The sequence below is a fragment of the Candidatus Endoriftia persephonae genome, assembly GCF_023733635.1.
GTDB classification, from domain to species: domain Bacteria; phylum Pseudomonadota; class Gammaproteobacteria; order Chromatiales; family Chromatiaceae; genus Endoriftia; species Endoriftia persephonae.
On record NZ_CP090569.1, the window covers coordinates 3089991 to 3115826 of the forward strand.

At 61.7% G+C, this 25836-nt stretch carries 23 protein-coding genes and 1 tRNA gene; 12 read left to right on the top strand and 12 right to left on the bottom strand.

Annotated features, from left to right (window positions below):
- Positions 1-14: 14 nt before the first annotated feature.
- Genes L0Y14_RS13935 through L0Y14_RS13950 form a run of 4 tightly spaced genes read right to left on the bottom strand, consistent with a single transcriptional unit; the run spans position 15 to position 2799 of the window.
- Positions 15-695 carry a pilus assembly PilX family protein gene (locus L0Y14_RS13935; RefSeq protein WP_005959740.1) on the bottom strand — a complete coding sequence of 227 codons (681 nt, stop codon included), beginning with the start codon at positions 693-695 and terminating at the stop codon, positions 15-17.
- A complete protein-coding gene (locus L0Y14_RS13940; protein ID WP_251859216.1) occupies positions 692-1711 on the bottom strand; it encodes a PilW family protein in 1020 nt (339 codons plus the stop codon). The genes L0Y14_RS13935 and L0Y14_RS13940 overlap by 4 nt, the downstream gene beginning before the upstream one ends.
- Positions 1712-1719: 8 nt before the next feature.
- Entirely contained in the window at positions 1720-2256 is a 537-nt protein-coding gene (gene pilV / locus L0Y14_RS13945; protein WP_005959911.1) for a type IV pilus modification protein PilV, read from the bottom strand.
- Positions 2257-2259: 3 nt separating this feature from the next.
- The gene (locus L0Y14_RS13950; RefSeq protein ID WP_240991645.1) at positions 2260-2799 is read right to left on the bottom strand and encodes a GspH/FimT family pseudopilin; all 540 of its coding nucleotides are present in this window, start codon (positions 2797-2799) and stop codon (positions 2260-2262) included.
- A gap of 239 nt (positions 2800-3038) precedes the next feature.
- Here L0Y14_RS13950 and thiO point away from each other — a divergent pair, with 239 nt between their 5' ends.
- Entirely contained in the window at positions 3039-4127 is a 1089-nt protein-coding gene (gene thiO / locus L0Y14_RS13955) for a glycine oxidase ThiO (protein ID WP_006474748.1), read from the top strand.
- Positions 4128-4180: 53 nt separating this feature from the next.
- Positions 4181-4256 (top strand) — tRNA-Thr (locus L0Y14_RS13960).
- A 40-nt stretch (positions 4257-4296) separates the two neighbouring features.
- Here the strand turns inward: L0Y14_RS13960 and recD are convergent.
- Genes recD through recC form a run of 3 tightly spaced genes read right to left on the bottom strand, consistent with a single transcriptional unit; the run spans position 4297 to position 12900 of the window.
- Positions 4297-6132, bottom strand: a complete 1836-nt coding sequence (gene recD, locus L0Y14_RS13965; RefSeq protein ID WP_251859217.1) for an exodeoxyribonuclease V subunit alpha — start codon at positions 6130-6132, stop codon at positions 4297-4299.
- The gene (recB, locus tag L0Y14_RS13970) at positions 6129-9665 is read right to left on the bottom strand and encodes an exodeoxyribonuclease V subunit beta (protein ID WP_006474746.1); all 3537 of its coding nucleotides are present in this window, start codon (positions 9663-9665) and stop codon (positions 6129-6131) included. Before recB ends, recD begins: the two co-directional genes overlap by 4 nt.
- A 1-nt stretch (position 9666) precedes the next feature.
- A complete protein-coding gene (gene recC, locus L0Y14_RS13975) occupies positions 9667-12900 on the bottom strand; it encodes an exodeoxyribonuclease V subunit gamma (protein ID WP_251859218.1) in 3234 nt (1077 codons plus the stop codon).
- A 96-nt stretch (positions 12901-12996) separates the two neighbouring features.
- Between recC and L0Y14_RS13980 the strand changes: the two genes are divergently transcribed.
- The 3 genes from L0Y14_RS13980 to L0Y14_RS13990 all read left to right on the top strand — a co-directional run bounded on the left by L0Y14_RS13980 (position 12997) and on the right by L0Y14_RS13990 (position 14539).
- A complete protein-coding gene (locus L0Y14_RS13980; RefSeq protein ID WP_006474743.1) occupies positions 12997-13326 on the top strand; it encodes a DUF1820 family protein in 330 nt (109 codons plus the stop codon).
- Positions 13327-13417: 91 nt separating this feature from the next.
- On the top strand, positions 13418-13975 hold the full coding sequence (locus tag L0Y14_RS13985) for an ankyrin repeat domain-containing protein (RefSeq protein ID WP_006474742.1): 558 nt from the start codon (positions 13418-13420) through the stop codon (positions 13973-13975).
- A 105-nt stretch (positions 13976-14080) separates the two neighbouring features.
- On the top strand, positions 14081-14539 hold the full coding sequence (locus L0Y14_RS13990) for a hypothetical protein (RefSeq protein WP_006474741.1): 459 nt from the start codon (positions 14081-14083) through the stop codon (positions 14537-14539).
- Positions 14540-14555: 16 nt separating this feature from the next.
- On the opposite strand, the gene L0Y14_RS13995 is transcribed toward L0Y14_RS13990, so the two are convergent.
- Both L0Y14_RS13995 and L0Y14_RS14000 read right to left on the bottom strand, forming a co-directional pair.
- The gene (locus L0Y14_RS13995; protein ID WP_006474740.1) at positions 14556-15683 is read right to left on the bottom strand and encodes a PilT/PilU family type 4a pilus ATPase; all 1128 of its coding nucleotides are present in this window, start codon (positions 15681-15683) and stop codon (positions 14556-14558) included.
- A 100-nt stretch (positions 15684-15783) separates the two neighbouring features.
- Positions 15784-16818 (bottom strand): type IV pilus twitching motility protein PilT, encoded by a 1035-nt coding sequence (locus tag L0Y14_RS14000; protein ID WP_005959900.1) that lies wholly within the window; start codon positions 16816-16818, stop codon positions 15784-15786.
- 163 nt (positions 16819-16981) lie between these two features.
- Here L0Y14_RS14000 and L0Y14_RS14005 point away from each other — a divergent pair, with 163 nt between their 5' ends.
- The 6 genes from L0Y14_RS14005 to L0Y14_RS14030 all read left to right on the top strand — a co-directional run bounded on the left by L0Y14_RS14005 (position 16982) and on the right by L0Y14_RS14030 (position 22131).
- Positions 16982-17671 (top strand): YggS family pyridoxal phosphate-dependent enzyme, encoded by a 690-nt coding sequence (locus L0Y14_RS14005; RefSeq protein ID WP_005959899.1) that lies wholly within the window; start codon positions 16982-16984, stop codon positions 17669-17671.
- Positions 17672-17785: 114 nt separating this feature from the next.
- Positions 17786-18613, top strand: a complete 828-nt coding sequence (gene proC, locus L0Y14_RS14010) for a pyrroline-5-carboxylate reductase (RefSeq protein ID WP_039959707.1) — start codon at positions 17786-17788, stop codon at positions 18611-18613.
- The gene (locus L0Y14_RS14015; protein WP_240991652.1) at positions 18613-19188 is read left to right on the top strand and encodes a YggT family protein; all 576 of its coding nucleotides are present in this window, start codon (positions 18613-18615) and stop codon (positions 19186-19188) included. The genes proC and L0Y14_RS14015 overlap by 1 nt, the downstream gene beginning before the upstream one ends.
- Positions 19188-19478, top strand: a complete 291-nt coding sequence (locus L0Y14_RS14020) for a DUF167 family protein (RefSeq protein ID WP_005959896.1) — start codon at positions 19188-19190, stop codon at positions 19476-19478. Before L0Y14_RS14015 ends, L0Y14_RS14020 begins: the two co-directional genes overlap by 1 nt.
- A gap of 104 nt (positions 19479-19582) precedes the next feature.
- Positions 19583-21562: a dynamin family protein gene (locus L0Y14_RS14025; RefSeq protein ID WP_006474738.1), complete on the top strand. Its 1980-nt coding sequence runs from the start codon at positions 19583-19585 to the stop codon at positions 21560-21562.
- Between the two features lie 125 nt (positions 21563-21687).
- On the top strand, positions 21688-22131 hold the full coding sequence (locus L0Y14_RS14030) for a DUF4426 domain-containing protein (RefSeq protein ID WP_005959894.1): 444 nt from the start codon (positions 21688-21690) through the stop codon (positions 22129-22131).
- Positions 22132-22155: 24 nt separating this feature from the next.
- On the opposite strand, the gene L0Y14_RS14035 is transcribed toward L0Y14_RS14030, so the two are convergent.
- On the bottom strand, positions 22156-22836 hold the full coding sequence (locus L0Y14_RS14035) for a sulfite exporter TauE/SafE family protein (RefSeq protein WP_006474737.1): 681 nt from the start codon (positions 22834-22836) through the stop codon (positions 22156-22158).
- Positions 22829-24223, bottom strand: coding sequence for an AmpG family muropeptide MFS transporter (locus L0Y14_RS14040; protein WP_005959892.1), 1395 nt, complete (start codon positions 24221-24223; stop codon positions 22829-22831). Before L0Y14_RS14040 ends, L0Y14_RS14035 begins: the two co-directional genes overlap by 8 nt.
- Before the next feature lie 147 nt (positions 24224-24370).
- Between L0Y14_RS14040 and pyrE the strand changes: the two genes are divergently transcribed.
- Positions 24371-25012: an orotate phosphoribosyltransferase gene (gene pyrE, locus L0Y14_RS14045; protein WP_005959891.1), complete on the top strand. Its 642-nt coding sequence runs from the start codon at positions 24371-24373 to the stop codon at positions 25010-25012.
- A 16-nt stretch (positions 25013-25028) separates the two neighbouring features.
- On the opposite strand, the gene L0Y14_RS14050 is transcribed toward pyrE, so the two are convergent.
- Positions 25029-25775, bottom strand: coding sequence for a sulfite exporter TauE/SafE family protein (locus L0Y14_RS14050; RefSeq protein ID WP_005959890.1), 747 nt, complete (start codon positions 25773-25775; stop codon positions 25029-25031).
- Positions 25776-25836 lie beyond the last annotated feature (61 nt).

Below are 25836 nucleotides of genomic sequence, written 5' to 3' on the forward strand. Positions count from 1 at the left end.
CTCCTCCTATTTATTCACAAGGGCATCAAAACGTGGCTCTGCAACACCTGCCGGGCGGCGCGGTCCTGCCCCCAGCCGATGGCGGTGATGCGAAAGGCCTGCCTGGCACTGGTACTGGCACTCACCTTGCCCATGGTCAGATCGATCTTGACGTCGGCCGGACCGACATACTCGATGATAAAGCGTGGCTGCTGTGCCACCTGTTGGTCGAAGCTGGGCAGCACTCCGGTACCCAAGTCATCCTGTCCCAGGGTGACATAGCCCTTGCCAAGCGGGCAGGTGGGAGGACTCGCATCGTTGCACCAGTGCTCCTCACGGATCGGATCGAATCTGCAGCCGCCCGACTCGGTGCCGGCACAGATCCGGTCTGAGTCTTCCGCCTGTAGTGGCGGGGAGATATTGACCGTATGCCGCATCGCCGAATAGAGGCCGGTGCTACCACTCTTGAAACTACTCAGGTTTGCCGTGCTGGTGATGTTGGCCGTCAGCCAGCGCTCCGCCACTCGCAGCGCTACCTCCGCCGCCTGCAACGCGGTATTCGACTGATGGAAGTTGCCCGCCATGCGCTGTTCCAGCACCGAGTTGCCGATGCCCGAGATGCCCAACACGGTCATTATCACCAGCAGCATCAGCGCCAGCACCAGCACCGCGCCACGCTGCTGCCGATGCGGTTTGATTACGGATGGAAACCTCATATGGTGCCTCCACGGTTACGCAGTTTGATGGTGAAGGTGAACTCGCGGGTCTCATCGTCGGCCATCTTGCCTTGGCTATCCGCCACAGGCGTGCCCGGATTGATCTCGAGAAAGATCCGCAGACTGGTGATTAAATCGAGATTGGCACTGCCCACTGAGTCCCAGTCGGTATATCGATCGGCAGAACCATCATTGTCCTGATCCACCCCATAGGTGATCTGAAAATCCTGCACCCCGGCAATCAGCAGCTGCCGCTCGCCCCCCAAGCGTGTGGCAAACAGGCCGCTAATCTTGCTACCGACCGGCCCCGTGGCGAGCACCTGATAGTTGACCGCCTCCATCTCGTAGACCGTGGCGGCCGAGAAGCGGGTATCACCAAATACATGCTGGATCCCCGCCTCACTATTGCTGACGTTATTGAGGGTGGTGTTTGTGTCGTGGGCCAGCAGACCGCTGTTGCCCGGATCATTGGTCAACATGAAGATCGCCAGCGCGTCACAGTCGCTAACGGAGATGATATCCCCCGCCTCCAGCTCACTGTATGTGGCCACATTCTGGTCGACTGGCACCGATCCGGTCTGTGAACCCATACTCGTGGTAACCGGCACTGCCACCCCCGCCTTGGCGTAGTGCATGGTCAGCGAATCGGGAGCACCGCTGGCACCCTCCACACCGATCAGCGGCTGCGCGAAGTCATAGAGAGGCGTCTTCCAGTCATCGCCACCAGAGTAGCTCACCACATTGGTGACATTGGAGTTGCCGTCCTTGGAGGATTGGGCACAGCCGTAGAAGCCACCGCCAGCAAAGTCGTTGATAAAGCGGGAGGCGACGTAGCGCATGCTCTCCTGGATGCGTGAGACATTCTCCTCCAACTTAAAGGTCTGTTTACTCGACATGAAGATAGAGATGGCGCCGCTCATCAGCAGCAGGCTGAGCACCAGGGCGATCATCAACTCCACCAGGGTCAGACCCTGACAGAGGCGTCGCATCGGATATTTTTTCAGATAGCTATTCATGCAACACCTCAGGGGATCAGGCTCAACACATATCGGCGCAGCGGGGTGGCATCGTTAGCCAAAGAGGCATCCTTATCATGGTCCCACCAGAGCTTGATCGCATAGACACCATTGGGATTTAGGCCATCACACGCATGCTCAGCGGCCGAGGCGCCATCATCCGGGGTGCTGTCGAGGCAAATTACACCCTGGCCCTGTGGCAGCTGTGAGAGCCGCTCGGTACGCCACTGCCAGATGTCGTACTGCGCCACCTGTGCGGCCGTGCAGGTGCTGGTGATACAATTCGGATCACTACCATCGGCAACCGCCAGATCGTAACTCCCTGCGCTCACACCGGCCGGATTGGCCCGCAGCCGGTCGGCCGCATCCAGCGCCATCAGGGTCGCCAGAGTGCCCTCCATCCCCCCCACATTGCCCTGCAGGGAGCGAAACTGCAGCCCGGCCACCCCGAGCAGACCGATGGAGAGGATCACCATCGTCACCAGCACCTCCATCAGGGTAAACCCCCGCTGCCGCCTGTATGCTTTGCCGTTTCGCTTGAACATACCTCAACTCCCGCTTGTGCAACTCGTCTTCGTTACCGTCATCTGACCGGTAGTGGAGATCGCGAACTGCCGCACTTGGTTGCCCTCACAGTGCGGAAACTCGAAGCTGAAGGTCATCCCACCCGCTGCATTGGTAGTATCCAACTCACCGCTGGCAAGAAACCGGATATAAGCCGGCATATTGGTGAAGGTCGGTGTGACATCGCCAGCTGCGACCTGCCAGACTCGCACCGGATCCTCTGCCCGGTCATTCATATCCCGGACGCCGGCGCCATCGCGATCGGGGAAGACCATCCAGCCATTAGCCCAGGCGCCGCTGCAGCTGCCATTCGCCGCCTGCGGACAGATGGTGACCGCCCCGCCCCGCTTCACTGCCTCACTGCGCGCCAGCTGTATTGCACCGGCAAAGTCGTTGACGTGTGCCGTCACCTGGTTGCTTGCCATCAACGCGTTGTAGGCAGGGATCCCCACCAGCAGCATGATCAGCCCGACCACCAGCGCCGTCATCACCTCGATCAGGGTAAAACCTTGTGTACTTTTCATCTTGTGCATCTGTATAGCAAACCTCACGAACGCCGGGGTAGCTGTTCCGATGAGCTGCCCCATCTGCCCGACAAACGGCACCACGGTGCGCCTGAATGTGATAAAACCCACAATATCATCCACCCCAAACACGCCACTGGGCAGCTGGACGCACACCCGCCGTGGATGGAGAATGAAAAGAGTATCGGTTTTTTCCTCTGACGAAAAACCGCAGCACCATTTTTTTGAAGGCAGTAACCATGAGCGATTGTCTCATCATCGGCGGCGGCATTATCGGCATGCTCACCGCCCACGAGCTCTCCCAGGCCGGCATGCGTATCACCCTAATCGAACGCCGTGAGACCGGCCGGGAATCATCCTGGGCCGGCGGCGGCATCGTCTCCCCTCTCTACCCTTGGCGCTATGCCGATGCGGTCACCGCACTGGCGACCTGGAGCCAGCAACGCTATCCGGCGTTGGCCGCAGCCCTCCACCAGGAGAGCGGCATCGACCCCGAGTACCAACGCAGCGGCCTACTGGTGCTTGAGGTGGAGGACAAGACCCAGGCACTCAGCTGGGGCAAACGCCACGCCATAGCGCTCCACTCCTGTACCGCCGACGAGGCAGTCAGCTACGACACCGGGCTAAAGACCGGCGGCAGGGGCGGCATCTGGATGCCCGAGGTCGCCCAAGTCCGCAATCCGCGGCTGGTCAAGGCCGCCCGACTCGCCATTGATCACAACATCAACATCCTTGAAGAACACGAAATCACCGAGCTGATCAGCCATAATGGCAAGATTCAGGGGGTGCGCGTAGGCACCACCAAGATCGAGAGTGAACGGGTCATCATCTGCGCCGGCGCCTGGAGCCAGAAGCTGCTCGCCGAAACCGCCATCCCACCGGCCATCGAGCCGGTAAAGGGGCAGATGATCCTGCTCAAAACCAACCCCGGCAGGGTCAACCGCATCCTGCTGCACAACCAGCGCTACCTGATCCCACGCCTGGACGGCCGGGTGCTGGTCGGCAGCACCCTGGAACACAAAGGCTTCGACAAGACCACCACAACCGAGACTCAAAAGGAGTTGCGGCAGTTCGCCTGCGATCACTACCCGGCGCTGGCCGATGCCCCGGTCGAACACCATTGGGCTGGACTGCGCCCCGGCTCACCCCAGGGCATCCCCTTCATCGGCCCAGTGCCAGGCATGGAGGGGCTCTACCTCAACGCCGGCCACTACCGCAATGGCGTGGTGCTCGGCCCCGCCTCGGCGCGCCTGATGGCCGACCTGGTGTTGCAACGGGAGCCGATCCTCGACCCCGCCCCCTATGCGCTGGACGCAGCGAGAGAGTAACAGCCGACCTGGACCCTTCAGACCATCCAAGTCTATAATTGCGTCCCTTTTTGGCCGATGTAGCTCAGTCGGTAGAGCAACTGATTCGTAATCAGTAGGTCAGCGGTTCAATTCCGCTCATCGGCTCCATACTTCCCAGCAGGGCCCGGATTCTGGCTGGCCAAAGGCCTCATCCCGGCAACCGCAGCCGCTCCGACAAGCCGGAGGCGCGGCTGAGTCTGCGCCCCACCGCTGCCGCCAGGATCTCCCAGCGCCCCCACAGCTCCACCGTCCCGGAGGCCCGGGTCACCCCGGTGTAAAGCAGCTCGCGGCTCAACACCAGGCTGTCGCTGTCGGGCAGCAGCAGCAGCACCCGCGCAAACTCCGAGCCCTGGGACTTATGCACCGTCAGCGCGAAGGCGGTTTCATGGGGCGGCAGGCGCGCCGGCAACACCCGCCGCAGACTGTTGTCCGGCAGGCGAAACCAGGCGCGCAGCACCCCGCCTGCGGCGGCATCGGGCCAGAGCAGACCGACATCACCATTGAACAGCCCCAGATGGTAGTCGTTTCGGCTAATCATTATCGGCCGTCCCGCATAGTGCTCCTCCTCCCTGCGGATCAGCCCGGCCACCTGCAGCGCCTGCGCCACCTGACGGTTGACCTGCTCCACCCCAGCCGCGCCCTGACGCAGCGCACACAAGATGCGCACCCGATCCAGTGCATCGAGGGCGGCTTCAGGCCCCGCCGCCTGCATCACCGGCGCAAACGCCTGCAGCGCAAACTCGGCCAACGGCCGGTTGCGCTCAGACTCCGCCAGCTCACGCCAGCGCAGCTCTGCCGAGGCGGATGCCAACACTGCCCGCAGCCGCGCAGTGTCGCCGCCATTGATGGCACCGGCCAACTCACCGATGCCACTCTGCCGATCGAAGCGGTAGCTCTTGCGCAACAGGGCGATGCTGTCGGCCATCGGCTCAGTGCTGCCGGCACCGGGCAGCTGACCGACACCGACCTGTGCCAACGCCTCACGCATTGCCTCAGACAACAACAGCTCGCCGCCGCGGCCGCAGAGATCGGCAAACACACTACCCGCCTCCACTGAGGCAAGCTGATCCTTATCGCCCAGCAGGATTAGCCGCGCCTGGCCTGGCAGCGCGGCCACCACCCGGTTCATCAGCGGCAGATCAATCATCGAGGCCTCATCCACCACCAGCAGATCCAGGTGCAGCGGATTCTCCGCAGTGTAGCGGGGCTGCGCCCGCCCCGGTCGCACTCCGATCAAGCGGTGCAGAGTCAGCGCCTCAGCGGGGATCGCCTCGCGCACCGCCTCGCTCAGATTCAGCCCGGCACGCAGCTTGCGGATCGACTCGGTGAGGCGCGCCGCAGCCTTGCCAGTGGGGGCCGCCAGAGCGATCCGCAGTGGCCTTTGTCCCTGCGCCTGAGCCTGCTCGATCAGCAGCGCGAGGATCGCGGCAACGGTGTGGGTCTTGCCAGTACCCGGCCCACCGGAGATCACCAACAGCCGCCGCAGCAACGCCATCGCCGCCGCCACCCGCTGCCAGTCGATCTCATCATCGCAGTCGGGAAAAAGGCGCTGCAGCCCGCCACGCAGCAACACCCGATCCACAGCCTCAAGCGGCACTGTCGCCAGCTGCCGCAGCCGGTCGGCCAGATCCGCTTCAAACCGCCAGTAGCGCCCCAGGTAGAGGCGCTGCTCATCCAGGATCAGCGCCTGCGACTGCCCCGGTCCACCCACCAGCGGGCTGTCGGCCAGTTGCTGCAGCCAGTCCGCCAGGGGCGGTGCCGCCACTCCGGAAAAGCCTTCGGTCACGAACAGGCGCTGTTCCGCATGCTTGGCCAGATCAACACAGACATCACCCTCCCCCACCGCATGACTGACCAGCGCGGCGGCGATCGCCACCAGCTCCCGCCCCTGTTGCAGATTCGCCGTGAGGCGCTCGGCAAAGTAGAGATCCAGCTCGCGCAGGCTGCCTGCCGCCAGCGCCTCACGCATGCCTGTGCCACTCATGCCTGCCCCTCCGCACAGAGACGGTCCAACGCCTCGATCAGCGCCAAGGGCGGGCGGTCGTAAAATATGCCGTGGCGGCTGCCGGGGCGGATGCCGCGCACAAACAGGTAGTAGACCCCACCGAAGTGACGCTGGTAGTCGTAGTCAGGCAAACGCTGCCGCAGATAGCGGTGCAGCGCCAGAGTGTAGATCAGATACTGCAGCCGGTAGCGGTGTGCCTGCATCGCCTGCTCCAGCGCCTCACAGTGGTACTCCTCGGGGCGGTTGCCCAGATGATTCGATTTGTAGTCGGCCAGATAGAAGCGCCCCTGATGCTGAAAAACCAGGTCGATAAAGCCGCGCATCAGCCCTTCGGTCGAGTCGAAGCTCAAACCCTCGCCGCTGCTGCGATAGTCGGCAAACTTGGCCAGCACTTCCTGCAAACCCGGCTGGCTCAAGCTCGCCAGCGGATAGAAAAATTCCATCTCATCCAGGCGATCAGCACGACTAATTTGGCACAGCTGCAAGCCGTTCTGATCCAACTCGGTGGTGAGCAGGTCGCGCAACATACCGCTCAGGGCCTCGCCCCAGTGGCTTTCAAAACCGTGGCTCTGCAGCTGCCGCTGCACAAAAGCCTGCAGCCCCTCCTGGTCGATGGCACCGAAGTCACAGTGTTCGAGCAGGCTGTGGATGAAGGTGCCAGCCCGCGGGCCGCGGGGAAAACGGAAGATATCCTCCAACGGCGCCGTTTGCCGGGCTGTGTCGATGCCGCCATCTGCGGCATCGTGATCGGGCCACTCACTCTCCACCCCGGCGACCAGCGAGGAGAAGCTGGCCAGGCGCCAGCGATGTGGCACCAGCCCCGCGAGTTCGGCGACCCGCAGCCCGACACACTCCTTCCCGGACGACCGGTAGCTAGCTGTCGCCTCATTCGGCAGCGCCTCGATCAGCAACTCCGCGCCCGTCTCCTCCGCCAGGCGTTGGATATCTGCGGCGATCCCCTGCAGCGTCTCCGGCATCGCGACCCGCGGCTCACCGCCATCACTCGTCTGGTGCAGCAGCCAGGCGGGGGCCGACTGCTCGGCACCTTTGATCCGCCCCCAGCTCATCACGCAGAGGTGTTTGGCGCGGGTCAGCGCCACATAGAAGAGCCGCAACCGTTCGGCCAGACGCTCCCGCTCCGCCAAGGCCAGATGAGCCGCCGCATCATCGCTGCCCAAATCAAGACAGAGTCGGCCCGACGCTGGATTGTGGAACAACAGCAGATCGCTCTTTTTTCCGATACCCCAGGGAAAGGGCAGGAACACCACCGGATACTCCAGCCCCTTACTCTTGTGGATGGTGACGATCTGCACCAGCGCCGCATCACTCTCCAGCCGCAGCTCACTCTCATCCGACGGTGAGGTATCGGCACGCTGTTCGGCAAACCAGCGCAACACGCCGTCGATGCCGGGCCGCTCGCGGGAGGCCAGTTGCAGCAGCTCGGCCAGCTGCAGTAGGTTGGTGATGCGCCGTTCACCGCCCGGCTGCGACAGCAGCTGTTGCGGGATCGCTTCGCGATGCAGCAGTGCCTGAAAGCCAACCATAAACCCCTGCTGCACCCAGGCCTGCCGGTAGCGGCGAAAACGCTGCAGCAGCTCCCCCCAGGCCAGTTCGTCCACCGCCAACGCAGCCAGATCGCTCAGGCTGCAACCAAATAATGAAGTCACCAGGGCCGCGCGCAGCTGAGCCTCATCCTCCGGCGCGGCAATGGCGTTCAGCAGCAGTGCCAGTTCCGCCGCCTCCTGCGAGGCGAAGACGCTCTCCCGCCCGATCGCTACGCTGCTCACCCCACAGGCACTCAGCGCCTGTTGCATCTGCAGGCCTTCGGCATGGGTGCGCACCAGCACCGCAATATCCCGGGCCCGCAGTGGTCGTTCTCCGATCAGCGCTACGCCCTGCTGCGCCTGGTTGAGCAATTCAGCAATGCGCCCGGCACTGGCGGCCGCGGCCCGCTCCCGCGCCGGCCCCAGATCAAGCGGCCGCTCCGCCTCCCCTGACATCAGCCAGAACTGTAGTGGCGGCACCGCCTCGCCCGCGAGGCGCAGCGGCGCCTGGTCGGCAGTCGTGCTAGCGTTGACCGGCTGGAACTGAATATCCGGCTCGTAGATGAAAGGAGACTCCAGCCGTTTGTGACCAAACAAGGCATTGACACAGCTCACCAGTGCGCTGGCGGATCGCCAGTTGGTATCCAAAGTGTATTGCGTCCCGGCTGATGCAGTTTCGCGCCGGGCCTGCATATAGGTGAAGATATCGGCGCCACGGAAGCTGTAGATCGCCTGCTTCGGATCGCCGATCATGAACAGGGCGTTGTCCGCCTCGCCTGGGTAGATGCCGGAAAAGATCTGATACTGCAGCGGATCGGTGTCCTGGAACTCATCGATCATCGCCACCGGGAAGCGCCGGCGCACCGCCGCGGCGAAGCGCCCTCCCGACTCGCCCTGCAACGCCTGCTGCATGCGCCGCAGCAGGTCGTCGAAATAGAGCTGACGACGCTCCTCCTTGCGGCGCGCCAGTTCACTCAGCAGATAGGCATGGGCCTCGCGCAGCCAGGCGGCACGGCGCATCCCCAAGGCGGAGCTGTGCGCCGCGATAAAGCCGGCGACAAGATCAAAGAGCGGATGCGCGGGTGGCGTCTCGCCCGCTTTAGTCTTCTCTTCGAGCATGCTTGGGGTGAATCGCTCCAGCTGCTTCTCCGCCAAGCAGGACGGACAACTCCCCGCCTCGATCAGCTCTCCCATCGCCGCCAAGGCCTTCGTCACCACCGATTTGTTGTAAGAGCGCCGATTGAGCGCCTTGCTGGTGGTGAGCAGTTCGCTTATTTCTGCCCCCTGCGCGGCCCATACCGTGCACAGCTCCTGGTAGCGGACCTCAACCTCACGCCAGGCCAGCTTGGCATCCGCCAGCCCCAGCGCCGGGATCAGGCTCAGGCCGGTGTGGGGCAGTGTCCCCTGCAGCGCACTGAGCAAGGCCTCGGGGGTTTTCCATTGCTCACGCAGCCAGACAGTTTGCGGCAGATCCAGCACTGCCAGGCGACTGCGCCAGAAATCACAGATGATCTCATGGCGCAGCGCCCGCTCATCGCTGATCAGCTCCACCTCAAACGGCATACCGCTCTCGAAGGCGTTCTCCTGCAGCACCCGACCACAGAAGCCGTGGATGGTGAAGACCGACGCCTCGTCCATGCGCACCAGGGCATCCTCGAGCCGTTGCTGCGCCTCCTGACGCCCATCGATGCCATCGAGCAGCTCCCGCAGCAGGGGATCGGGGGGCTGCTGCGCCAGACCGCGCAGCTGCTGCAGCGCCTCGCGAAGCCGCGCCCGGATGCGCATGCGCAGCTCTGCGGTGGCCGCCTCGGTAAAGGTCACCACCAGGATCTGCTCCACTTCGAGGCGCGCCTGCAGCAGCAGCCGCAGGAACAGGATGGCGATGGTATAGGTCTTGCCGGTACCGGCACTGGCTTCGATCAGCAGACGCCCTGTGAGGGGGCAGGAGAGGGGATTGAGTGGTTGCATCTTATCGATCCCTGGCTGCCTTGATACTCTCGCTGGCCGCCAGCAGCGGCCCACCCAGACGCGTCGCCAAACCACTGAACGCCTCCTCTGCCAGCGGCTGCATACCACGAAAGGCGGTGGAAACGGCCCAATTGGGGGCGCCACTGTCGTGATCTTTCTCCCAGACCTTGATCGCTCTCTGTAGATCCCCACTCTCCGCGAAGCTGAGAGAGGCGGCGGCAAAGAAGGGCAGAGGCGCGCACTGCCCCTGCCACCACGCCTGCAGCAGATCGGCGAGCAACTGGCCCGGCGCCTCGACCGAGTGCAGGATCAGCGTCTGATCCTCCGCCACATGCAAGCTGAGCGGCGCCTCTGCTGCCGTCTGCTGACGCAGCGCACAAAGGGCCAAATGGTTGACCCAGAGACGCAAGCGGTCCTTTGCCTTGAGTTTGCCGGGCCGGTAGCTGAGCAGACCGGCAGGCGTCACCCCCTCCAACCAGCCGGTCAGATGGAAGCCGTCGAGCTGCAGATCCACTTCCTGCGGCTCCAGCACCTCCTCAGCTCGCCGCCTGACCCGCTCTGCGATCTGCCGGATCTCCTCGCTCAGGCGGCTAAACACTGCCGTTCCCGCCTCCCCATGGGGCAACTCGCCGCGGGCCGCCGCCAGCGGCAGCAGCTCACCGGGCTCTTCTCCCTGCAGTGCCTGCTGCAACATCTCCGCACGCAGCAGATAGGCAGGCAGCCCGTTGAGGTCGAAGGGTTCTGTATCCTCCAGGATCGCCTCCTCCTCCGCCAGCGCCACGCCGAGGCGATGCTGCAGAAACCAGGCCGACGGGTTGATCAGAAACCGGACCAGGTCCTGCAGCTCCAGCTGCCGTGCCGCCGTCTCCGGCTCGGGCAGTTGCGTATCGATAAACGGCTTCTCCACCGCCTGCGCCCGGCTATCGGCAGCCGCCAGCCAGCCAGCATCGTAGCTAAACAGGCGGCTGTCACTGGCATCGAAATAACCACGATTGAAGGGCTGCAACGGGTGTTCGATCAGCAGCTGGGAAAGCAGCTCAGCATCCGTCTCAAGACGGAACGACTGTTCAAGGTAGTCCATCAGTTCGCTCACCACCACCGAGGGGGGGCTGGCGCTGTTGTCGCGCACACTGCGCCCCACATAGCTCAGATAGAGGCAGTCACGGGCGGAGAGCAGCGCCTCGAGGAACAGATAGCGGTCATCCAGACGGCGCGAGCGGTCGCCGGGCCGGGGTGCAGCCGCCATCAGATCAAAACCTGGGGCCACCTCGCGACGCGGGTAGTCGCTGTCGTTCATGCCCAGCAGACAGACCACGCGAAACGGGATGCTGCGCATCGGCACCATGTTGCAGAAGATCACGCCGCCAACCAGGAAACGCCGCCCCGGCAGCGACTCCGCCAGCGCCTGCTCCAGTTCACAGCGCAACACACCGATCGGGATCGCCTCATCAAAACCGCTCGCCAGACAACGCTCAGTCAGGCTATCCATGGCATGGCGCACCCCCTGCAGCAGCGCCTCCTCCTCACTGTCGGGCAGAAAGAAGTCGGCCAACAGGGCGTTGATGCGCAGCGCCCAGGCCGGCGCATCACAGGGTTGGGAGAGACGCGCCTGCCACTGCCGCAGTCGCTCCAGCAGCGCCGCCAGCCGGCCAAGATCCAACGCATCGCTGCCCTCGATGTCGGGATAGGGGAGCACCCCCTGCGCCAAGCCCGCATCGGGCGGTAGGGCATAGCCATGGAACAGCCGTTCCAGCCCCGCATCCCAGCTGTTGGCAGACTCCGCCGGCAGTCCCAGCTCACCCCGCATCTGCGCGTCGGCACCCCAACGAATACCGCTCTCCCGAACCCAACGGCGAATCCGCTCCACCCCCTCGTCATCGATCGCAAAGCGGCGCGCCAACGCCGGCACCTCCAGCAGCGAGACCACCTGCGAAGCGGCAAAGCGGAAGCTGCTCAGATCCAGCAGGCTCGACAGCGTTTGCAGCAGCGGCGAGCTCTCCTCGGCACTCAGGTCGGCCACCGACCAGGGGATATGCCGCGCCCCCTCCGCCGCGCCAAACACCGCCTGCACATAGGGGGCGTAAGTAGCGATATTCGGCGCCATCACCACCACCTGACGCGGCTCCAGCCCGCTCAGCCGGTCGAACATCTGGCGCAGCCGATCGTGTAGTACCTGCACCTCACGCAACGGGCTGTGACAGGCGTGCAGCTGGATCGATTCATCCATCTGTTCAAGCGGGGTACGCTCGACCAGGTCGGCGCTACGCCGGTCCGCCAACTCCAGGATGTCCTGCTGCAACCGGCCCAGCAGACTCGTTTCAGCGGGCATCTCGAACAGCTCCGTCTCGATCACCTCCAGCTCCAGCAGCTGGTCGATAAAACCCTGCCCCACCTGCCCCATCGAGGCGAGCAAGGGATTGCCCACATCCAGCAAGGCGCTAATATCAGTCTTGCCCGACTGCCGCCAACGCGCACGCCGCCGTGCCAAACCCTTTTCATCGGTGATATCGGCCCAGTATTCACGGCAGGGGTTGAACAGGTAGAGATGCACCTCGGTCTGCTGCGAGAGCGCCTGCAGGGCATGCAGATGCAGTGGCGCCAAGGTGCTGAGGCCAAACAGGCTGACCCGTTCAGGCAGTGGGCCGCGCGGCGCATCCCCCCGCGCCACCATCCTCTGGAAGCGATCAAAGAGTGCCGCGCGATGCTCTCCCTGGGTCTGCGCGACGATGGCGCGCCACAATGCCGCCTGCCAGGGTTCATCCTGCGTGCCTGTTTCTATCGCACTGTTTTCCCAGGCGAGCACCATCTGCGGGCGGTAGACAAGGTACTGGTCGAACAGGTCGGCGATGCGTCCACTCAACTGATAGCGCCGCAGCTCACCACTGTCACCTTCCAAGTAGCGCTGCAACGCCGCAAACGCAGGCTGTTCCAGCAGCCCCGGCAGCAGCCCCATGATGCACCAGTGCAGGCTTTCGCGGTCAAAACCGCTCTCGGCCGGCATCTCGCCGAGCCAGGCCTGATAGATGTTCCAGGTAAAGCTGACTGGCAGCGGGAACTCAAGATTGGCTGCCACGCCGCTGCGCAGTGCGAGCTGCTGTGACAGCCAGCGCGCCATGCCGGGATTCTGCACCACGATGGTCTCACGGCCGAGAGGGCTGCCGAGCGGCGTGGAGAGCTGCTCAAGGAGATGGTCGAGCAACCGCTCCATGCGGTTGCTGTGATAGCTGAGGATCATTCCGCTGGATCCAGTTCCCGGCCTGCAGCTTGATTAGTGGAAGAGTCCAACCGGATAATAAGAGTCTGCTTGGTAGTTGCAATAGACGAACCGGACATGCGTATATTCAAAGTCATCTTCCTCAATCAGGGCAAGCTCTACGAGATCTATGCGCGCAGCATACACCAGGGCGAGCTGTATGGATTTGTTGAGCTGGAAGACCTGATCTTCGAACGCGGCAACTCGCTGCTGATCGATCCGTCGACAGAGCGCCTGCAGGAGGAGTTCGCAGGCGTCAGCCGCACCCTGGTACCGATCCATGCGGTGATCCGCATCGACGAGGTGGAGAAGGAGGGGCCGGGCAAGATCACCGAGCTCGACAACACCACCAACATCACTCCCTTCCCCACGCCTTTTATCTCTCCGAGCAAAAACGAGGACGATTGACCGACCGCGTTCTGGGGTTGCGAATCCGCATTGCGGCGCATCGGGCAGTGCCGCGACAATCTTGGCTCCGCAGCCAATCGCGAGTCCCGACATGCGTCCAAGCCCTGTTCTGCCAATCCTGCTCTCACTCCTGATCAGCGCCTGCAACGACGAACCGCTGCAACACAGCGATACCGATGAGCCTGCACCACTGCTGCTAGCCGCTGAGCAAGGCGATCTCGGCACGCTCGACGCGCTGCTGGCGCAATCATCCAGCCTGGACATCCGTGACGCCTGCCGCTGGACCCCGTTGATGAAGGCGGCACTCAATGGCCACACCGAGGCGGTGCGCCGACTGCTACAGAGCGGCGCGGCGGCCGACCTCACCGACAAGGGAGGCTATTCGGCGCTGCTGCTGGCCGCCTCGAACAACCACACCGAGGTAGTCGCACTGCTGCTCGAGGCCGGCGCCTGGATCGACCGTCAGGAGCAAACCAGCGGCTGGAGCGCACTGATCTGGGCCGCCAAGCGGGGTCACGAGGCGACAGTCGAGCTGCTGCTGCAGCACGCTGCCAGAGAGGATCTCAAGGATTTCCAGGGGCGTACGGCGCTCAGCTGGGCCCGCACAGAAGGTCATGAGCGGATCGTCGCGCTGCTCAGTAGTGGCTGACCCAAACAGATGGCAGAGAGACGCAAGGATTGATTTGAATCAGCATCGGGTCGACTGGTGACGCCTATTATGAAGATGTTGATCACGTCAACCGAGGAGAGCAGCATGGCGAAAATCAACAACGACGAGGCCCTGAAACGAGCCCTGGACGCACTGCCGGTGGCATCACAACGGATACTCGCCGCCCGCTTTGTCGGCAATCTACTCCACCTTTCGAAGGACGGCAGGGTCAAACGTGCGGTTGAGGCCGCCGCTACGCCGGAATGTTCCCCCGAAGAGATGGAGGAGGCCTACCGGGCGGTGAAGGCCTACTCAGTGCAGACCTTCACCGCCTGCGGCCGGGATGCGGACTGGGCCAGCCAGGCTGAGCACTTCGTCGCTGCCGCAGCGCTTGCCGCGCTGCTGCCGGAGAAGCAACTCGGCGACAAACACAGTCTGGCATGGAAGGCGGCGATGCAGGCGCGCATGGCGAAAAACTGCGAGATGATCCTCAACGACCAGGGCGAACTGGACAATGAGGCGCAGCGCCAGTATGTCTTGACTGAAGCCTTTCTAGCGGAGTAAAGCGACTTCCTCCCGCCTAGTGATGCTCGCTCAGGGCCATGGCGTCATCCAAGTCGCCGCCAAGAATTGGATCACTGGTGCGGGTCTGCGCCATTCTGATTGCCAGACGCACATCGTTCTCCGAATCAGCGTAAGCCAGCGCATCTTCATGCGTGATCTCACCCTGCTGATAGAGAGCAACCAGATTCTGATCGAAGGTCATCATGCCCTGCTCGGTGGAACGCTTCATTAGCTCTTTCAGCTTGGGAATCTCGCCCTTACGGATCAGCTCCGAGGCATAGGGGGAGTTGAGCAACACCTCTATACAGGCACGCCGTCCCTTACCATCGGCACGCCGAATCAACTGCTGCGCAACAACAGCGCGCAAGTTGAGTGAGAGGTCCATGAAGACCTGCTCACGCTGATCTTCAGGAAAGAAGTGGATGATCCGGTCGAGAGCCTGATTGGCGTTATTGGCGTGCAGGGTACTGAGACAGAGATGGCCGGTCTCAGCAAAGGTCAACGCATGCTGCATAGTCTCGCGACTACGAATCTCACCGATCAGGATCACATCCGGCGCCTGGCGCAAGGTGTTCTTCAGCGCCACATCGTAGGAGTCGGTATCGATACCGACCTCACGCTGGGTGATGATGCAGCCCTCATGGCTGTGGATAAATTCCACCGGATCTTCGATGCTGATGATGTGGCCCGAGGTCTTGCGGTTGCGAAAGCCGATCATCGCCGCCAGTGAGGTCGATTTACCGGTACCAGTGGCACCGACAAAGATCACCAGACCACGTTTGGAGAGAGCTAGATCCTGCAGCACAGTGGGCAGCCTGAGCTCTTCCATGGTCGGGATGCGGGTCTCGATGCGACGCATCACCATACCCACCGCATCCCGCTGCACAAAGGCACTGACGCGGAAGCGACCAATGCCCTTGGCGTTGATCGCAAAGTTGCACTCCCGGGTCGACTCAAACTCTTTCTGCTGGACATCGCTCATGACGCTCATCACGTACTGGCGCGACTGCTGCATCGTCAGTGGTGCCTTGCTCACTTGCAGAATGCGCCCATCCACCTTGATCGAGGGCGCGCGACCCGCGGTGATGAAGAGGTCCGACGCCTTCTTCTGAACCATCATGGTCAACAATATATTAAGATCCACTTTTCCCCTCCGGTTATCTACCGTAGCCTCCTGTTGGCGATGTCGGCTGGATTGAGCGACATCCCTTTGCTGCAGAGTGGTTCCCCACCCGTTATCAAATTCAGAACAGATCCTTGTTCTGCGCCTTGGCCTTGGCATCGAGGCGACTGATCACGCCCTTCTCAACCAGCTCCTTGAGGGCCTGGTCCATGGTCTGCATACCAGCCGCCTGGCCAGTCTGGATCGCCGAGTACATCTGCGCCACCTTATCTTCGCGGATCAGGTTACGAATCGCCGAGGTGCCGACCATGATCTCCCAGGCGGCGGTACGGCCGCCACCGATCTTCTTCAGCAGGGTCTGGGCGATAACTGCGCGCAGCGACTCCGACAGCATCGAGCGCACCATCGCCTTCTCACCGGCGGGAAACACATCGATCACGCGGTCAATAGTCTTGGCGGCAGAACTGGTGTGCAGGGTGCCAAATACCAGATGACCGGTCTCGGCAGCGGTCAACGCTAGGCGGATGGTCTCCAGGTCACGCAGCTCACCGACCAGGATGATATCCGGATCTTCACGCAGCGCCGAGCGCAGCGCCTCGCTGAAGCCGAGGGTGTCACGGTGCACCTCGCGCTGGTTAATCAGGCACTTCTTGCTGGCGTGGACAAACTCAATTGGATCCTCGATGGTGAGGATATGCGCATAGTCGTTGTCGTTTTTGTAGTCGATCATGCCCGCCAGGGTGGTCGACTTACCTGAACCAGTGGGGCCGGTCACCAACACCAGGCCGCGCGGTACATCGACGATATCCTTGAAGATCCCCGGACAGCCCAGATCCTCCAACGTCAGCACCTTCGACGGGATGGTACGAAACACCGCGGAGGCGCCACGCGCCTGGTTGAAGGCGTTGACACGAAAACGCGCCAGACCGGGAATCTCGAACGAGAAATCGGTCTCGAGAAACTCTTCAAAGTCCTTGCGCTGCTTGTCGTTCATAATGTCGTAGACAAGCCCGTGAACCATCTTGTGTTCCAACGCTGGGACGTTGATGCGGCGAATATCGCCGTCGACCCGGATCATTGGCGGCAATCCGGCTGACAGATGCAGATCCGACGCGCTATGTTTGACACTGAAAGCCAGCAATTCAGCTATATCCATTCTCTCTCCTCAAAGCGGCTGCGCAGCAGCGCCGCAAGTCCGTATCACCCGGCAGGAATCCAGGCCCTCTCTCCATCCGTTCTGGCACTACCTACTGGAATGTTTCCAACGCTATCACGAACTATTCCTCTGTTGCACCGCCTAAATTCTGTAAAATCCCCCTATGAACGAAATCGCACAGCGCCTCGATAGGGTAAATCGACGCATCAAGGCAGCAGAAGAGCTGTACAATAGACCACCGGGCAGCACCCGGCTATTGGCAGTGAGCAAGACACGAACCGCTGACGAAATCAGAGAGGCAGTGGCGGCCGGCCAGCGCGCCTTCGGTGAGAGCTATCTGCAGGAAGCGCTGGACAAGCACAGGCAGTTGCAGGATCTCCCCCTCGAATGGCATTTCATCGGCCGGATCCAGGGTAATAAAACAAAACCCATCGCAGAGTGGTTTGATTGGGTTCACAGTCTGGGCAGTCTGAAGCACGCCCGTCGCCTCAACCAGCAGCGCCCGCCGGGGCTTGCGCCGCTGAAGGCATGCATCCAGATCAACACCAGCGGAGAGGCCAGCAAGGGAGGGCACAGCCCGGATGAACTGCTCGAGCTACTGCCGGCTTATATGGAACTGCCACGCATTCAGATAGCCGGACTGATGACCCTGCCGGCCCCAGCCGATAGCCTGGAGGCACAGCGGAAGCCGTTTCGTCAGCTGAGAGAACTGCGTGACCGGCTGCGCTGCAACGACCTACCGCTGGAGACCCTCTCCATCGGGATGTCGGCCGACCTGGAAGCGGCGATTGCCGAAGGCTCAACCATCGTGCGCATCGGCACCGCCATTTTTGGACCCAGACAAACTGTATAGATAGCGCGAGATATGCGAACCTCGCGAACAACCAAAGCCGAAACCACCGCCGCAAGCGGCGGTGTGATTGAGAATATAATGGACAGCAATACAGCACGTTTAACAGACCGCAGCATGAGACCCAACAGCATCACCTTCATTGGCGGCGGCAACATGGCCGCTAGCCTGATCGGCGGCCTGATCGCCGACGGTTTTGACCCCACCCGGATCTTTGTCAGCGACCCCGACAAAGAACAACTCTCACAACTGGCCGCCCGCTACCGGATCCATGCCGCTGCCGACAACCAATCCGCGGTAGAGGCCGCTGAGGTGGTGGTACTGGCGGTCAAGCCCCAGGTGCTGGAGGCGGTTGCACGGGATCTGGCCGAGGCGCTGCAGGCCAGCCGGCCACTGGTTATCTCGATCGCCGCCGGGGTGCGTGAGGCGGCCCTGCTCGACTGGATCGGCGAGGGCATCGCGCTGGTGCGCAGCATGCCCAACACTCCGGCGATGATCCAGGCTGGCGCCACTGGCCTGCATGCCAGCGCCGGCGTCAACGACGCGCAGCGCAATCAGGCGGAGAGCATCCTGCGTGCGGTCGGGCTGACCCGCTGGGTCGAGGATGAGGCACAGATAGATGCGGTTACCGCCCTCTCCGGCAGCGGTCCAGCCTACTTCTTCCTGGTGATGGAGGCGATGGAGGCGGCGGCAGTGGAGCTTGGACTCGACTCCGAGAGCGCCCGCCTGCTGACCCTGCAGACCGCTCTGGGGGCCGCCCGCATGGCAATCGAGAGCCGAGACGCCCCCGCCACCCTGCGGCAAAAAGTCACCTCCCCTGGCGGCACCACCGAGAAGGCACTGGGCATCCTCGAAGAGGGTGGTCTGCGCGACCTGTTCAAAGATGCACTACTCGGTGCCAAGACCCGTTCTGAAGAACTCTCCAAGATCCTAGCCAAGACATGATGGATAGCAACTACCTGACAAGCCCAGTGATCTTCCTGATCCAGACCCTGTTCGGCCTCTACATCCTGGCACTGCTGCTGCGTTTTCTGCTGCAATTGCTGCGCGCCGACTTCTACAACCCGGTGTCACAGTTTCTGGTCAAAATCACCGCTCCACCGTTGCGCATCCTGCGTCGTTTCATCCCCGGCCTGGGCGGCATCGACCTCTCCTCACTGCTGCTGGCGTGGGCCCTGAAATATGCCGAATTGATGCTGGTGGTGGCCTTCAGCGGGCTCAGCACCAACCCCATCGGCCCGCTGCTGTGGGCGATCCCGGAATTGATCGAACTCTTCATCAATATCTTCCTGTTCGCGATACTGATCCAGGTGATCCTCAGCTGGGTCAGTCCGGGCAGCTACAACCCGGCCTCCGCCCTGCTCTACAGTCTCACCGAACCGGTGATGCGCCCGGCACGCAAGCTGCTGCCACCGATCTCCGGCCTCGACCTCTCGCCGATGCTGGTGATGATCGGCCTGGTGCTGCTTAAGATGTTGCTGCTGCCGCCACTGCGCATGATCACCGCCAGCCCCTTCTGATGAGCTGGTACCGCTGGCTGGGTGATGAGTTGGAACTGCAACTGCGGATTCAACCCAAGGCGAGCCGAAACGAGTTTATCGGCCCCCACGGGGACGAATTCAAGCTACGCATCACCGCACCGCCAGTGGATGGCAAGGCAAATGCGCATCTGCTTAAGATGTTGGCAAAGGCCTTTGGCGTATCGAAAAAACAGGTTCTGCTAATCGCCGGCGAGAGCTCCCGCAGCAAGCGGGTCAGGATCAAAAATCCCCAGACCCTACCCATCCCCGTGAAGCGTCCCACAAGTTGAACAACTTTTTCTCCTCAGGAGAAAGAGATTCATAATCTTCTTGTTTATAATGAGACAAACACGGTTTATTGACTGATTTTCAGTCAGGGCGCAAAGGCAATACGATGGACAAGATGCGATTTCAGCAGCAACTTCAGGCCTTCGAGCAGTGGAAGAGCAACATCATCCATACCATCGAAGAGTATGGTCCTTGGCTTGAAGCGAACAACATGTCGACCCCGGAGGTCCAGGCACGCATCCAGAACACCCTGGAGACCCTGAAAAACGACCGTCTCACCATCGCCTTCGTCGCCGAATTCTCCCGCGGCAAGACCGAGCTGATCAACGCCATCTTCTTTGCCGACTATGGCCGCCGCCTGCTGCCCTCCGAGGCCGGGCGCACCACCATGTGCCCCACCGAGATCTTCTATGATTCGGAGCGCAACGAGCCCTATGTACGCCTGTTGCCGATCGAGACCCGACTGCAGGACACTACCCTCTCGCAGCTGCGCAAAGACACCAAGCAGTGGGTCCACTATCCGTTGGAGGTAGGCTCCGCCGAACAGATGGAGGCGGCTCTCAAAGAGGTGATGCAGACCAAACAGGTCACCACTGAAGAGGCAATGCACCTGGGGCTCTACAGCGCCGACCTGCACCCGCATCAGAAGCGCGCCCCCAAGACCATTGAGATCCCCAAGTGGCGTCACGCTCTGATCAGCTTCCCCCATGAGCTACTCAATAAAGGACTAACGATCCTTGACACCCCCGGACTCAACGCACTCGGCACCGAGCCGGAGCTAACCCTTAACATGCTCCCCTCCGCCCAGGGTGTGCTATTCGTACTGGGTGCCGACACTGGCGTCACCCGCAGCGACATGGAGATCTGGCAGCACCACATCAAGGGCTTTCAGAGTGGCCGCCAGCACGGCCTGATGGTGGTACTCAACAAGATCGACACCCTTTGGGACGATCTGCGCGACCAACACGAGGTAGAGGAGGCAATCCATCTGCAGCGTGCTGAGGCGGCAAAACTGCTTGGCCTGAAGGAGCGCGCGGTATTCCCGGTCTCAGCACAGAAGGGGCTGCTGGCAAAGATCAAAAACGATACCGAACTGCTGGAACGCAGCTCACTGCTCGACCTTGAGAGCTACTTAGCCGATGACGTACTCGGTATCAAACAGCAGATCATCCTCGACACCATCGGCTCCGATGTGGGGCAGATGCTCGACAACAGCCGCAGCGTGCTCTCCAGCAAGCTGAACAACGCCAAGCGCCAGCTTGAGGAGTTGGAAGAGCTGAGCGGCAAGAGCGACGACATCATCAATAACCTGATGGAGAAGACCCGTCAGGAACAGTCCCAGTACATGGCCGATGTGGAGAGCTTCCAGCAGAGCCGCCTGCAGCTGAAAGAGCAGATTGAGAAGCTGCGTGCCGCCCTCGATCTGGATACCCTCAACGAAATCATCGCCCGCAGCCGCAAGGAGATGTCCTCCAGCTGGACCACCCACGGCATGAAGTCGGTGATGAAGCAGCTGTTCGAGGAGATCCGCCGCAACATGCACTCAGTGGTGGTGCAGAGCGATCAGACCCGCAAGCTGATCCGCGGCATCTATCGCAAATTCCAGAACGAACACGGCTTTGCGGTGGTGCAGCCGCGCATGTTCTCCATCGTCAAATTCCGCGTCGAACTCGAGCTGCTGCATCAGGAGGTGGAGGTATTCCGCAACAGCCCGATCACCACGATGATGGAGCAGAGCTTTGTGGTCAAACGCTTCTTCAGCGCACTGGTCTACCGTGCTGGAGAGATCTTCTCCCGCGCCAGCAAAGAGATCGATGTCTGGCTCGGCTCCGCCCTCGAGCCCCTGGTGCTGCAGATCCGCGATCACAAGGAGATGATGGAGAAACGTCTCACCAACCTGCAGAAAATCGGCCGCTCCCGTACCACCCTGGAATTCCGAATCGCCGAACTGCAGGAACAGTACACCGATGTAGCCAAGCAGCTCACTGCGTTGCGCAACATGTCCAACCGTATCAACAGCCGTCAGCCACTCAGACCGGGCGAACGCCCCTACCCGAAGCTGGTGAGGAAACGCAAAGCCTCCTGAATTACTGCACAGGGCCCTCTCCCGGCTGCGACAGTTGCGCTATCCTTACCCTGCGGTCGTCGGCCAGAGTCTGGCCCCGGCGACCCTGCAGCGCACAACGGCACCAGGAGAGGAGGAGTATCATCATGAAAACCAAGATCGCGCAGATCGCACTAGCCCTGCTCTATCTCTTTTCCGCCAATCTGCTGGCGGAGAACAGCACCACCATCCCCGGCTACAAGATCCACCACAATGCCCTACCGACCGCGGCACTCGACAGCGAGGTTGCCAAAGCGTACCAGATTCAGCGCAGCAAATACCGGGGCCTGCTAAATGTGAGTGTGATTAAAACCCAGGCCGGAACCACCGGTTCCCCGGCCCACGCCATAGTCCAGGCCTACGCCACCAATATCCTTGGTCAGCGCATCGACATCCCGATGCGGGAGGTCAAGGAGACAGGCGCCATCTACTACCTGGGTGAGTTCCGCATCACTGACCGGGAGACACTCAACTTTTCCATCAAGGTCAAGCCCCAGGGAGAGCCCCGCTTCTACAAGGCCCAGCTGAAACAGCAGTTTTTTATCGACTGAGGGACTCTGCACAGTGCGGCGGGCTCACAACGCCCGCCATACTGTCACCAACCCAAAGCCGATCACCATCAGCCCCGCCGCGCGGCGCACCCGGATATCCTTGGCCCAGCGGGCGATCCCGCTGCCTAGCAGCCCCATCGCAAACAGATTTGGCAGAGTGCCCAGGCCAAACGCAAGCATCAACCCCGCCCCCTCCAGCACACTGCCGGCCGAAACACTCCAGGCCAGGGTGCTATAGACGAGACCACAGGGGATCCAGCCCCAGATTAGCCCCAGCACCCAGGCCTGCCCCGGCGTGTGCACCGGCAGCAGATGGCGAGCGATGGGCTCTATGCGCCGCCACAGCGCGCCACCCAGTGCCTCGATGCGAGCCAGCCCAAGCCACCAGCCTCCCAGATAGAGGCCAAGAAAGAGCATGAAGAGACCGGCCACCCCGAGCAATACCCGCTGCGCCAGATAGACCGGCACCAGCTCCGCCAGCAACATACCCAGCCCGCCCATGATGCCGCCGGCGATCACATAACTGCTGATCCGCCCCAGGTTGTAACCCAGCTGATAGGGTAGGGTATCAACCAGGCTGCCGCGCAGCTTCTCAGGTAGCCCGAAGGTCAGCGCACCGATGATCCCGCCGCACATGCCAATACAGTGCACCCCGCCCGAAAGTCCGACGACAAACGCCGTCAGATAGCTCATCGGCTCAACCATGCTGATTCTCCTCTGCCGGCACATAGCGCATCGCCAACAGGATCAGCAACAACACTGGCACCCCCATCAGGGTGGTAGTAATAAAAAAACTGGCGTAGCCGATCGAATCAACCATCACCCCGGAAAAACCGCCGACAAGCTTAGGCAGTAGCAGCATCACCGAGCTGAACAGCGCATACTGGGTTGCCGAATAGGAGACATTGGTCAAGCTCGACAGGTAGGCGATAAAGGCGGCCGAAGCCAGCCCCCCCGAAAGGTTATCAACCGAGATCACCAGCGTCAGCATCCCCAAATCGTGTCCCAGCCCGGCCAGCCAGACAAACAGCAGATTGGTCGCGGCAGCCAGCAGACCGCCGATCAACAATACCCGCATCACCCCAATACGCACCATCAATAGGCCACCCAAGCCTGCCCCGACCAGGGTCATAATCACCCCGTAGACCTTGGTGATGGTCGCCACTTCCGCCTTGCTGTATCCCATATCCACATAAAAGACGTTGGAGATCACCCCCAGCACCACATCGGAGATCCGGTAGCTGGCGATCAGTGTCAGGATCAACAGGGCATGCCAACGGTAGCGGACGATAAAGTCGACAAATGGGCTGATCGCCGCCGCATAAAACCATTCGCTAAACCGTCGCAGCGGGCGTGGCAGCCAGCCCTGCTGCTCCAGCAGCTCGATCCCCTCCGACTCGCGGCGGCGCGTCTCACCATTCGCATCCACCTCGGGTTCACTGATCAGCAGGGTGGTCACCATCCCCACCAGCATCAACCCCGCCATCGACAGATAGGCGGCACTCCAGGCCGACTGCTGGTAGATCGACGAATCCGCTTCGAACAGCGCTGCAATCGCCAGCGCGCCAGCCCCGGCAACAATCATCGCCAGCCGGTAGCCGAGCATGTAGGTCGCCGCCATGGCACCCTGCAGATCGCGACTGACACTTTCGATGCGGTAGGCATCAATAGCAATATCCTGAGTGGCGGAAGCAAAGGCCACCAGCAACGCCAGGGCGACAAACAGCGTCAGCTCCTCACGCGGGTCGAACAACGCCATGCCGACCAGCCCGGCCAGGATCGTCAGCTGCGCCAACAACATCCAACTGCGCCGTCGCCCCAAGCGAGCGGTCAAACCAGGCAGCGGCAGACGATCCACCAGCGGTGCCCACAGCCACTTCAGGCTGTAGGCGAGCGCCACCCAGCTGATGAAACCGATGGTACTGCGTTCAATACCTGCCTCACGCAACCAGAACGAGAGGGTGCCGAACACCAGCAGCAGCGGCAGGCCGGCAGAGAAACCCAGAAACAGCATCCCCCGAACCCGAGGCTGGGTATAGACCTCCAGCGCCTCTAGCCAGCCGATAAAGAAACTATGGATTGGATTGGGCAAGCGAACCCTCCAGAAACAGATAGAAGACGCAGCCCCAGCCTGGACAACGGCAAAACCCGGCTATTATAAGCAGCTGGCAAAATCATTTCCCCCAGAAACGCAACAGCAGGTTAAAATGCCCCGTCTTTTTAACCAGGATGCCGAAAAATGCAGGATTATCAACGCGAATTTCTCGACTTCGCCCTCGATGTAGGCGTGCTCCGCTTTGGCGAATTCACCCTCAAGTCAGGACGCATCAGCCCCTACTTCTTCAATGCTGGCCTGTTCAACACTGGCGCAGCTCTGGCGCGATTGGGGCGCTACTACGCCCAAACTATCGTCGACTCCGGCATCGAGTTCGATCTACTCTATGGCCCCGCCTACAAAGGCATCCCGCTGGCGGCGGTGACTGCCGCCTCGCTCTATGACCAGCACCAGATCGACATCCCCTACGCCTTCAACCGCAAGGAGGCAAAGGATCACGGCGAGGGCGGCATAGTCGTCGGTCACGCCCTGGAGGGGCGCATCCTGATCATCGACGATGTGATCTCAGCCGGCACCTCGGTACGCGAATCGGTGGAGATCATCCGCGACCTGGGGGCCACCCCGGCCGGAGTGGTAATCGCCCTCGACCGCCAGGAGCGCGGCCAGGGTGAGCGTTCGGCAATTCAGGAGGTGCAGAACGACTACGGCATGCCGGTCAGCTCCATCGTGCAGCTGGAGCAGCTGATCGAGTATCTGCAGGCGAGCCCCGATTCCGCTGAATCACTGCAGCAGATCCGCGACTACCGGGAGCGCTACGGCATCTGAGTGGAGCAGGAGCGGCTCAGCCAATCACCAGCTTCGTCCCCACCGCCAGGGTGACCACCTCAAAGCCTCGCTTGATCCAACGGTTGCCCTTGGTGATGGAGAGATGCGCCCCCAGATAGCCGCCCAGCAGTGACCCTGCCAGCAGCACCGGCAGCCACTCCCACTGGATCTCTCCGAGCAGGCTCAGGGTCAGTGCGCCAGAGCCATTCCAGAACATGCCGACCAGCACCAGGGTATGCGCCACCGCCGTGCGGTAATCCATGCCAAACCAGCGCACCAGCCAGAGGGTCACGAACAGCCCTGTCCCTGAGGTCAAAGAACCGTTGAGAAAGCCAATACAGAATAGTCCCAATCCGCCAAGCAGATATCCCGGCAGGTCACGATGAGCCGGGCAGTACTCCTGGCCCAATGAGCGCTTCAACAGCGAGTAGACTCCCAGCCCAAGGGTCAAGATGCCCAGCGCCACCTCGGCAACCCGGTCCGGGACCCGCAAGATCAGGCTGGCACCAAGGATTACGCCGGGGATACCCGACAACAGCAGAAACAGCGAGAACCACCACTCCAGTCCACCTTCATGCAGGTGGCGTATCGTCGCCCCCACCCCCAAAGCGACCGAAGCGACCTTGTGAGTCGCCAACGCCACACCGAACGGCAACCCCAGAAAAATCAATGCCGGCAACTGCACCAAGCCAGCGCCGCCACCGGAAAACGCCGAAAAGAGATTGGCCAGTAGCGAGATCAGAAAAAGAGTGAACTGTTCCACGGATGGGTGATCTCAGCGAAAATAGGCAATCGATACCATTTGAGGAATGGTGGGAGAAACA